General features: G+C 70.5%; 9 protein-coding genes and 1 riboswitch. Of the genes, 4 read left to right on the top strand and 5 right to left on the bottom strand.

Going from position 1 to position 10,193, the window contains the following annotated elements; genetic code table 11:
• Nucleotides 1–375, top strand: a 375-nt coding sequence (locus ACWDZ4_RS24840; protein ID WP_451510587.1) for an alpha/beta fold hydrolase, incomplete at its 5' end; no start/stop codon positions are given.
• A 291-nt stretch (nucleotides 376–666) separates the two neighbouring features.
• Complete coding sequence (locus ACWDZ4_RS24835) at nucleotides 667–1,491, top strand: hypothetical protein (RefSeq protein WP_451510586.1); 825 nt, start codon at nucleotides 667–669, stop codon at nucleotides 1,489–1,491.
• A 251-nt stretch (nucleotides 1,492–1,742) separates the two neighbouring features.
• Here ACWDZ4_RS24835 and ACWDZ4_RS24830 read toward each other — a convergent pair whose 3' ends face one another.
• The 5 genes from ACWDZ4_RS24830 to thrC all read right to left on the bottom strand — a co-directional run bounded on the left by ACWDZ4_RS24830 (nucleotide 1,743) and on the right by thrC (nucleotide 7,311).
• A complete protein-coding gene (locus ACWDZ4_RS24830) occupies nucleotides 1,743–2,906 on the bottom strand; it encodes a S8 family peptidase (protein ID WP_451510591.1) in 1,164 nt (387 codons plus the stop codon).
• Nucleotides 2,907–3,096: 190 nt separating this feature from the next.
• Complete coding sequence (gene groL / locus ACWDZ4_RS24825) at nucleotides 3,097–4,719, bottom strand: chaperonin GroEL (RefSeq protein ID WP_344500203.1); 1,623 nt, start codon at nucleotides 4,717–4,719, stop codon at nucleotides 3,097–3,099.
• A 314-nt stretch (nucleotides 4,720–5,033) separates the two neighbouring features.
• Nucleotides 5,034–5,237, bottom strand: coding sequence for a cold-shock protein (locus tag ACWDZ4_RS24820; protein ID WP_005315736.1), 204 nt, complete (start codon nucleotides 5,235–5,237; stop codon nucleotides 5,034–5,036).
• A gap of 420 nt (nucleotides 5,238–5,657) precedes the next feature.
• On the bottom strand, nucleotides 5,658–5,933 hold the full coding sequence (locus ACWDZ4_RS24815) for a MoaD/ThiS family protein (protein ID WP_451510585.1): 276 nt from the start codon (nucleotides 5,931–5,933) through the stop codon (nucleotides 5,658–5,660).
• Between the two features lie 73 nt (nucleotides 5,934–6,006).
• Complete coding sequence (gene thrC, locus ACWDZ4_RS24810; protein ID WP_451510584.1) at nucleotides 6,007–7,311, bottom strand: threonine synthase; 1,305 nt, start codon at nucleotides 7,309–7,311, stop codon at nucleotides 6,007–6,009.
• Nucleotides 7,312–7,328: 17 nt separating this feature from the next.
• Nucleotides 7,329–7,456, bottom strand: a riboswitch (SAM riboswitch).
• A gap of 177 nt (nucleotides 7,457–7,633) precedes the next feature.
• On the opposite strand from thrC, the gene ACWDZ4_RS24805 reads away from it, so the two are divergent.
• Both ACWDZ4_RS24805 and ACWDZ4_RS24800 read left to right on the top strand, forming a co-directional pair.
• A complete protein-coding gene (locus ACWDZ4_RS24805; protein ID WP_451510583.1) occupies nucleotides 7,634–8,584 on the top strand; it encodes a glucosyl-3-phosphoglycerate synthase in 951 nt (316 codons plus the stop codon).
• Nucleotides 8,585–8,648: 64 nt separating this feature from the next.
• Entirely contained in the window at nucleotides 8,649–10,043 is a 1,395-nt protein-coding gene (locus ACWDZ4_RS24800) for an alpha,alpha-trehalose-phosphate synthase (UDP-forming) (RefSeq protein WP_451510582.1), read from the top strand.
• Nucleotides 10,044–10,193 lie beyond the last annotated feature (150 nt).

The following is a 10,193-nucleotide window of genomic DNA, read 5'->3' as shown; positions in this document are numbered from 1 at the left end:
CCGGCGGTCGCGGAGGTGATGAAGCAGTCACCGATGTACGAGCTGTACGCGCGGCTGGCGCCCCGGCCGGCGGACTGGCCGGTCCTGATCGGCAAGATCGCCGAGCTGAACCGGCGGGACTACGACTGGACCGCCGAGATCGCGGAGATCGCCGCCCCGGTTCTGCTGGTCTTCGGCGACGGCGACGCCGTGCGGCCCGCGCACATGGTGGAGTTCTTCGCTCTGCTCGGTGGCGGGCTGAAGGACCCGGGCTGGGACAACAGCGGGCGTCCGGCGTCCCGGCTGAGCATCCTGCCGGGCACCACGCACTACGACCTCCTGAACTCCCCGCTGCTGGCCGGGTCGGTCCTGCCGTTCCTCGCCGCCCCGGCCTGAGGACCCAGAAGCGGCAGATCCGGGCCCGGAGCTCAAGCCCCGCGCCCCGAGCCCTCTTTTCAAGGAAGGGGTGGAGGGCCTCAACCCACCCACCCTCCCCGCCGGTTGACTTTCCGCGTCCGGCTTGCCACGCACGGTCATCACGCTCTAACGTCCCCGAATAACGAACGGCCCCCGCCAGGTGCGCCAACACCTGTCGAGGGCCTGACCAACGAGATCGAATCGAGCGATCCCATGGCTGTCAGCCAGCTTAGTGCTGCCCCGTGCCCGACACAGGCAGACCCGCACCCGATGGCCGGTCCCGGCTACGGAAAACGGTCCGCCCCCTCCCAACTCCCCCGCGCGGCCCACGACTTCGCGCACCTCCCTCCCCGGGAGGCCGCCATCGCCGCGTACGTCGACCGGCTCCCCGACGGCGCGGACATGTCCGTCAAAACCCTGGCCAAAGTGCTCCCGTACGGCCAGTGCGCCCTGCGTACCGCCCTCAACCGCCTCCAGAACGCCGGCCACCTGCGCCGGGGCAGCGAGCACGTCGTCGGCTCGGGCAGCGCCCGCTGGGTGACCCGCACCTGGTTCTCCCGTACGGCACGGGACGACGCGTGGTGGACCGCCTTCACCAGGGGCGACGTACCGGCGGACGCCCCGCCGCGCCCCACCCGCTCCCGTGCCCACATCCTGCTGGCGGCGCTCGGCCGTACCGCCCCGGCGATGTCGCTGTCGGCGGCCGACTGCGCGGAGCTGGCGCCGCTGGTCGGTGAATGGTTCGCCCGGGGCGCCACCGAACAGGACGTACTCCTCGCCCTCACCTCCGGGCTGCCGGTCCCCGTCCACCACGCCGCCTCGCTCGCCCGCACCCGCCTGACCGCCAAGCTCCCGCCGGAAGGCGCGCCCCTCCCGCCCCCACCGGCTCCCCGCCCAGCGCTGCGCGTCCTGGAATGCGCCACGTGCGGCGTCCCCGGGCCCCCGGAGGCCCTGCCGGGCGGCGAGTGCGGCCCCTGCCGGGGCGAGCCCGTCCCCGGCCGCCGCGCCGCCGGGCTCTCCCCCGCCGAGGTCCGCGCCCACGCGGCCAGGGTCCGGGCGGCCGCGACCCGCCCACCCGGAAGGACCCGCGCGTGACGGTGCAGCCCACTCGCGCCGGAACCGGGGCGCGATGGGGGGGAAGAGGCGACGCCATGCGTGTACAGCGACCCGGAGAACGGCAGGTACCAGCAGAAAGCCTTATGTCCGTACGGCGCCGATGTCGAGCTCCCCGCCCCCGTCGGGACCGCCCTGGACACTGAGGAGCTCAAGGAGCACGCCCACTGAAACGACGCCTGCCCTCCGCCTCCCCCGAGCCGGGGGCGGAGGGCAGAGCGCCGCAGTGGGGGTCAGATACCGCCCGTGAACAGGAGCTTGTTCGGCGTGCCCGGGGTGACGCCGGACAGTACGCCCTTGGTGGAGGTGTCGTCGATCCAGTCCGCGATCTCCGCCGGTTCGGCCGCCGGGTTGACGGTGGTGTAGAGCAGGGCGGTCCCGGCCACGTGGGGAGAGGCCATGGACGTGCCGCTCAGGGTGGCGCTTCCGCCACCGAGCCTGGCCGAGACGATGTCGGTGCCCGGTGCGTAGAGCTCCACGCAGGGGCCGTGGTTGGAGAAGGGCGCCTGCGTGTCGGAGCGGTCGGACGCGGCGACCGTGACCACGCGCCGCGCCGACGCCGGGGAGACGCCGCAGGCGTCCGCCGCCTCGTTGCCCGCCGCGACGACCGGCAGGACGCCGCTGTCCGAGAGGGCGGTGGCGGCCTTGTTCACCAGGCGGGAGCGCTCGCCGCCGAGCGATCCGTTGAGCACGGCCGGCCGCGCAGGGTCCTGCGCGGCGTGCGACGCCGTCCATTCGAATCCGGCGATGACCGTGGCGTTGCTGCCCCTGCCCTCGCAGTCGAGGACCCGGACGCTGACGAGGTCCGCCTCGCGCGCCACGCCGTACGTCGCGCCGCCCACCGTGCCCGCGACGTGTGTGCCGTGGCCGTTGCAGTCCCTTCCGAACCTCCGCTGGGCCGGGAAGGCGTCGAAGCCGGACCTGGCGCGCCCCTCGAACTCGGCATGGCGGTAGTCGATACCGGTGTCGAGGATGTACGCGGTGCCTCCGGCACCGGTCGCCTCGGTGGTGAACCGGCCGTCGAGCGGCAGGGTGCGCTGGTCGATACGGTCCAGGCCCCAGGACGCGGCGGGCGCGGACGCGGTGACCTCGGCGTCCTGCTCCACGGCCGTCACGTTCGGGTCGGCCCGTACGGTGGCGAGTTGGGCGTCCGTGAGCTCGGCCGCGAAGCCGTTCAGCACCTTCTCGAAGCTGAACAGGGGGGTGACGCCGGCCTTCCGCGCGGCTCCGGCGACGTCCGACGCGGGTTTCATGGCGACGAGGTACTGGCCCGGGACGGGCCGGTCGGCGAGACGGAGCGGGGCGGGAGCCGTATCGGCGGGCTGTGCTGTTGCGGCGGACAACGGACCTGCGAGCGCCAGGACCGCCGTGACGGCGGCCGCGAGGGCGATCCTCATGGGATGTGGCATGGTCACGATGGCACCATGCAGAAACGATCACTCACAATCGCTCGGTGCGGTGGTTTGAATACACAGAGTAGTGAAACGCATGCGGGCGGAAACGCCCGAGGGCGGCACCCCCGCAGTGGGAGTGCCGCCCTCGGTCGCGTACAGCGGTACAGCGATGGAGCTGCTGATCCTGGAGGGATCAGAAGTCCATGTCACCGCCCGGCATGCCGCCGCCCGCGGGGGCACCGGCCTTCTCGGGCTTGTCGGCGATGACCGCCTCCGTGGTGAGGAACAGCGCGGCGATCGACGCGGCGTTCTGCAGCGCGGAGCGCGTGACCTTCGCCGGGTCGATGATGCCCTCGGCGATCATGTCGACGTACTCGCCGGTCGCGGCGTTCAGGCCGTGACCGATCGGCAGGTTGCGCACCTTCTCGACGATGACGCCACCCTCGAGACCACCGTTGACGGCGATCTGCTTGAGCGGGGCCTCCAGCGCGAGACGCACGGCGTTGGCGCCGGTGGCCTCGTCACCCGTGAGCTCGAGCTTCTCGAAGACGGCCGTGGCCTGGAGCAGAGCCACGCCACCACCGGCGACGATGCCCTCCTCGACGGCGGCCTTGGCGTTGCGCACCGCGTCCTCGATGCGGTGCTTGCGCTCCTTGAGCTCGACCTCGGTGGCGGCGCCGGCCTTGATGACGGCCACGCCGCCGGCCAGCTTCGCCAGACGCTCCTGGAGCTTCTCGCGGTCGTAGTCCGAGTCGGAGTTCTCGATCTCGGCACGGATCTGGTTGACGCGACCCTGGACCTGGTCGCTCTCACCGGCGCCGTCGACGATCGTCGTCTCGTCCTTGGTGATGACGACCTTGCGGGCGCGGCCGAGCAGGTCGAGACCGGCGTTCTCCAGCTTGAGGCCGACCTCCTCGGAGATGACGGTGCCACCGGTGAGGATGGCGATGTCGCCGAGCATGGCCTTGCGGCGGTCACCGAAGCCCGGAGCCTTGACGGCGACGGACTTGAAGGTGCCACGGATCTTGTTGACGACGAGCGTGGACAGCGCCTCGCCCTCGACGTCCTCCGCGATGATCAGCAGCGGCTTGCCCGACTGCATGACCTTCTCCAGCAGCGGAAGGAGGTCCTTCACGTTGGAGATCTTGGAGTTGACGATCAGGATGTACGGGTCGTCGAGCGACGACTCCATGCGCTCCATGTCGGTGGCGAAGTACGCCGAGATGTAGCCCTTGTCGAAGCGCATGCCCTCGGTGAGCTCAAGCTCCAGACCGAAGGTCTGCGACTCCTCGACGGTGATGACGCCTTCCTTGCCGACCTTGTCCATCGCCTCGGCGATGAGCTCGCCGATCTGGGTGTCGGCGGCGGAGATGGAGGCCGTCGAAGCGATCTGCTCCTTGGTCTCCACGTCCTTGGCCTGCTCAAGGAGAGCGGCGGAGACGGCCTCGACGGCCTTCTCGATGCCGCGCTTGAGGGCCATCGGGTTGGCGCCGGCGGCGACGTTGCGCAGGCCCTCGCGGACCAGAGCCTGGGCGAGGACAGTCGCGGTCGTCGTGCCGTCACCGGCTACGTCGTCGGTCTTCTTCGCGACTTCCTTGACCAGCTCGGCGCCGATCTTCTCGTACGGGTCCTCGAGCTCGATCTCCTTGGCGATGGAAACACCATCGTTGGTGATCGTGGGGGCGCCCCACTTCTTCTCGAGGACGACGTTGCGGCCCTTGGGGCCGAGGGTGACCTTGACGGCGTCGGCGAGCTGGTTCATCCCGCGCTCGAGACCGCGCCGTGCCTCCTCGTCGAACGCGATGATCTTGGCCATGTGAAGTGGTCCTCCCGGACTGGGGTGGATTCTCCGGACCGAGTGGCGCCCGCGACGGACGGCCAGCCTGCCGGGTGGTTTTCCTTGTCCCACCCGGCCTGCGGGCCTCACCGGCCCGGTCCTTCTGTCACTCTCACTGGGAGAGTGCTAACAGTGCTAACGCCAATGATTAGCACTCGACCCCCTCGAGTGCAAGCGTCCCCCTCGGATGTGGACAGGCGTCCCCGGGGCGCGCGGCACGCAGGAAGGGCCCGTACCCGGTGTGGGTACAGGCCCTTCCTGCGTGAGTGCGTCGGTGGCCGATCGCGCCGGGATCAGACGGCGAGCTTGACCATGTCCGCCTGCGGACCCTTCTGGCCCTGCGAGATCTCGAATTCGACTCGCTGCCCCTCTTCAAGGGTGCGGTACCCGTCCATCTGGATCGCGCTGTAGTGGACGAAAACATCCGCACCACCGTCGACCGCGATGAAGCCGTACCCCTTCTCCGCGTTGAACCACTTGACGGTGCCCTGAGCCATGCCTAACTCCCCTATTACTGGCCCTTGCACGGGACCGCACTTCGCGGACCCGGGTCAGATCTCCACCCTCCGACAGGAGAGGGCGTGCGCCGGAACGCGTCGACCGCGGCTGAATGTATCTGCCCAACTGCCCTCTGCAACAGGTCAATTCGACGAGAAAACTGGGCGCGGCCGAACGCTCGAATATGAGGAAGTCCCTGGTTTTCAGGGCAAGTCGGGCCGGACAAGGCGCGCATTGGCGGCAATCGGCTCGAACACTTTGGCTGCTTCTTGTCGCACGGGGACGCATTCTCATATGCGCCCGGCAAAGGCAGCGGAAGGGGCTTCCCCAACTCTACCCCGCTCAACCATGCAGAATTGCCCCCTCCGCTTCTGTGGCGGAGGGGGCAATGCGCGTGACGACGGGTGTACGGCGGCGGATCAGCCTCCGGCGACGGCCGGGATGATCGAGACGCCGGCGCCGTCCGGCGTGGCCGTCTCCAGGCCCTGCTCGAAGCGCACGTCGTCGTCGTTCACGTACACGTTCACGAAGCGGCGCAGCTTGCCCTGGTCGTCCAGGACACGGGCCGCGATGCCCGCGTGGTTCTTCTCCAGGTCGGCGATGACCTCGGCGAGGGTCGCGCCCTCGGCCGCGACCTCGGCCCTGCCGCCCGTGTACGTACGGAGAATCGTGGGGATGCGGACGTTGACGCTCATGCTTTTCTCCTCGCTAGCGCTCGGAGACGCACAGCGTGACGCGCCTCCTTTTTGGTTCGCTCGCTGCGCCCGCTCACGCGAGGCCAGCCTCTCGGAAAGAGTCCAGGTTGGGACGGATGACGGCGGACTGACCCGTGGTCGGGGCCACCGCCTCAAGGGTCTTCAGGCCGTCGCCCGTGTTGAGCACCACGGTCGTCAGGGTCGGGTCCAGCAGACCGGCCTCGATGAGCTTCCTGGTGACGCCGACGGTCACGCCGCCCGCGGTCTCCGCGAAGATGCCCTCCGTCTCGGCCAGCAGCTTGATCGACTCCACGACCTGCTCGTCGTCGACGTCCTCCACCGCGCCGCCCGTACGGCGGGCGATGTCCAGGACGTACGGGCCGTCGGCCGGGTTGCCGATCGCCAGCGACTTGGCGATCGTGTTCGGCTTCTGCGGCCGTACGACGTCGTGCCCGGCCTTGAAGGCCGTCGACACCGGGGAGCAGCCCTCCGCCTGGGCGCCGAAGATCTTGTACGGCTTGTCCTCGACCAGGCCGAGGGCGATGAGCTCCTTGAGACCCTTGTCGATCTTCGTGAGCTGCGAGCCCGAGGCGATCGGGATGACGAGCTGGTCCGGGATCTCCCAGCCGAGCTGCTCGCAGATCTCGTACGCCAGGGTCTTGGAGCCCTCGCCGTAGTACGGGCGCAGGTTGACGTTGACGAAGCCCCAGCCCTCGCCCAGCGGGTCGCCGATGAGCTCGGAGCAGAAGCGGTTGACGTCGTCGTAGTTGCCCTCGATGCCGACCAGGTCGCCGCCGTAGACCGAGGCCATCACGACCTTGCCCTGCTCCAGGTCGTGCGGGATGAACACGCACGAGCGGAAGCCGGCCCGCGCGGCGGCGGCGCCGACCGCGCCGGCGAGGTTGCCGGTGGAGGAGCAGGAGAGCGTGGTGAAGCCGAACGCGCGGGCGGCCTCGACGGCGATGGCGACGACGCGGTCCTTGAAGGAGTGCGTCGGGTTGCCGGAGTCGTCCTTGACGTACAGACCGCCGGTGACACCCAGCTCGCGGGCCAGGTTGTCGGCCTTGACGAGCTTGGTGAAGCCCGGGTTCAGGCTGGGCTTGGACGCCACGTCGGCGGGCACGGGCAGCAGCGGCGCGTAGCGCCAGATGTTGTTCGGTCCGGCCTCGATCTGCTTGCGCAGCGCCTCGGCGTCGCCGAGCGGGAGGTCGTAGGCGACCTCGAGAGGACCGAAACAGGAAGAGCAGGCGAAGATCGGGCCCAGTTCGAATCGTTCTCCGCACTCGCGGCAGGAAAGCGCGGTGGCGGGGCCCAGGTCTACGGGCAGGGAATGCGAGTCGGTGGCGCTTGCATCGGTTTCGACGGTCTGCACAGCCATGGTGGCGAGGCCCTTTCTCCTCATCTTCCCCACGGCGCGTTTCGCCGTGAGACGGAATTGGCACCGTCCCCACCACGACCTCGCGGTCGGCAGGATGGTTGCCGGGACTTCAACGGGCCGTTCCCTCTGTCCCTCTGGATGAGCGCTATGGCGGCGGGTCTGGGCCCGGCGCGTTTGTTCCGCGAGCCCCCCGAGATGCGAGGGCGGTCCGCGTTGTTCAAGACTGTAACCGAAGCCCCGGGCGGCGGAGACAGTCGTCCGCACCGCGAGATGACTGTATCGATATGCCGTATTTGCGGCATGGCACGCAAGGGAGAGGCACGTGCTCGAAGAGGTGGAGCGCTGGCTGGAACTGCGGTCCTGGACCACGGCCGACCGGTCGCTGGACCGGCTGATCGCGGCCAAGACCGGACGTGGCCACACCGTCAGCGTCGTGCTGCCCGCCCTCGACGAGGAGTCGACGGTCGGTGACATCGTCGCGGCGATACGCCATGAGCTGATGGAGGCCGTGCCGCTCGTCGACGAGCTCGTCGTCGTCGACTCCGGCTCGAAGGACCGCACGGCGCAGGTCGCGACGGCGGCGGGGGCGCGGGTCGTCCACCGTGACGCCGTGCTGCCCCGCATACCGGCCCTGCGCGGCAAGGGCGAGGTGCTGTGGCGGTCACTGCTGGTGACCAGTGGTGACATCGTGTGTTTCATCGACTCGGACCTGAGGGACTTCTCCGCCTCGTTCGTCTCGGGCATCGTCGGGCCGCTGCTCACCGAACCCGACGTGCACTTCGTGAAGGCGATGTACGACCGTCCGCTCGGCGAAGCCACAGGTCAGGGTGGTCGGGTGACCGAGCTGGTGGCCCGCCCGCTGCTCAATCTGCACTGGCCGCAGCTGGCCGGGTTCGTCCAGCCGCTGGGCGGCGAGTACGCCGTGCGCCGCTCGCTCCTGGAGCGGCTGCCCTTCCCCGTCGGTTACGGAGTGGAGTTGGGCCTGCTCGTCGACTCGCTCCACACGGTGGGTCTGGACGCGCTGGCCCAGGTCGACGTGGGCGTACGCAAACACCGCCACCAGGACGGGCAGGCGCTCGGACGGATGGCCGCCACGATCTACCGGACCGCTCAGCAGCGGCTTTCGCGCGGCACTCTGGTGCGGCCCGTGCTGACGCAGTTCGAGCGGGGCGAGGACGGGTACGGGTTCGTACCGCGGACCTACGCGGTGGACACGGAGGAGCGGCCGCCGATGTGCGAGATCGACGAGTACGCGGCGCGCCGTGCGGCGTGACGGGCGCCGGAGGCTCCGACCGTACGCACGTTTGAGGGCATCCAGGACTGGCTAGGTTCGGCACATGGTCTCCGAGCACGCTGCACAGGTACTTGTCGCTTCCAATCGCGGCCCGGTCGCGTACACCCTCCGCGAGGACGGCTCGCTCGACGCCAGGCGCGGCGGGGGCGGTCTCGTCTCCGGCCTGTCGGCGATCGGGCAGGGCGCCGACTCGCTCTGGGTGTGCGCGGCGCTCGGGGACGGCGACCGGGAGGCGGTGCGGCGCGGGACCGGCGAGCCGGGCGTGCGGATGCTCGACATCGACGCCGGGGTGCACGCGGACGCGTACAACGGCATCGCGAACTCCGTGCTGTGGTTCGTCCACCACATGCTCTACCAGACCCCGCTGGAGCCGGCCTTCGACGCGGAGTTCCGGCGCCAGTGGGCGGCGTACGAGACGTACAACCGCGCCTTCGCCGACGCGCTGGCGGCCGAGGCGGCGCCGGGCGCCGTGGTGCTGGTGCAGGACTACCACCTGTGTCTGGTGCCCGGCATGCTGCGCGAGCTGCGCCCGGACCTGCGGATCGGCCACTTCTCGCACACCCCGTGGGCGCCTGTCGACTACTTCCGCCTGCTGCCCGACGACATCGCGCGGCAGCTGCTGCGCGGCCTGCTGGGCGCGGACCGGGTGGCGTTCCTGACCCGGCGCTGGGCGGACGCCTTCGCGGCGTGCGCGGTGGACGTGCTGGGCGCCGGCGCGCTGGACGGCACGGCGCTCGGGGTGCACGGCCTGGGCGCGGACGCGGACTTCCTGCGGGCGCGCTCGCAGCGGCAGGACGTGGAGGAGTGGCTGGTCAGGCTGCGGGAGCGGGTCGGGGCCGGGCGCAGGACCGTCGTCCGGGTGGACCGTACGGAACTGTCGAAGAACATCGTGCGCGGGCTGCTCGCCTACCGGCAGCTGCTCACGGACCGGCCCGAGTGGCGCGGGCGGGTGGTGCACATCGCGTTCGCGTATCCGTCGCGGCAGGACCTGGCGGTCTACCGCGACTACATGGCCTCCGTGCGACGCCTCGCCGAGGAGATCAACGCCGCGTACGGGACGGACGACTGGCAGCCGGTGCTGCTGGAGCTGGACGACGACTTCGCGCGGTCCCTGGCGGCGTACCGGATGGCCGACGTGGCGCTGGTCAACCCGATCAGGGACGGCATGAACCTCGTGGCCAAGGAGGTGCCCGTCGTCTCCGACGAGGGGTGCGCGCTGGTGCTCTCGCGGGAGGCGGGGGCGTACGAGGAGCTGGGCGAGGACGCGATCGTCGTCAACCCGTACGACGTCATGGCGACGGCCCACGCGCTGCACGAGGCGCTGGTGATGGAGCCGCAGGAGCGGGCGGAGCGGACGAAGCGGCTGGCCGCGGCGGCGACGGCGCTGCCGCCGGCGGCCTGGTTCCTGGACCAGCTCGCGGCGCTGGCCTCGGAGTAGGCGGGGCGCCGGCCTCGGATCAGGACCCGCCCCCGGCCGGGGGCGGGTCCTGCGGAGCTGTCCCCGGCCCGCCCTCCGGGCCCCGGGCCCCGGGCCCCGGACTCCCCGGGCAAAGCCCGGGGGACCCCCGACGGGCCGAAGGGTGCCGGG

This window comes from Streptomyces sp. NPDC003016 (assembly GCF_053591455.1).
Note: the sequence above shows the minus strand (reverse complement) of the source record. Positions and strands in the feature narration are given on the sequence as shown.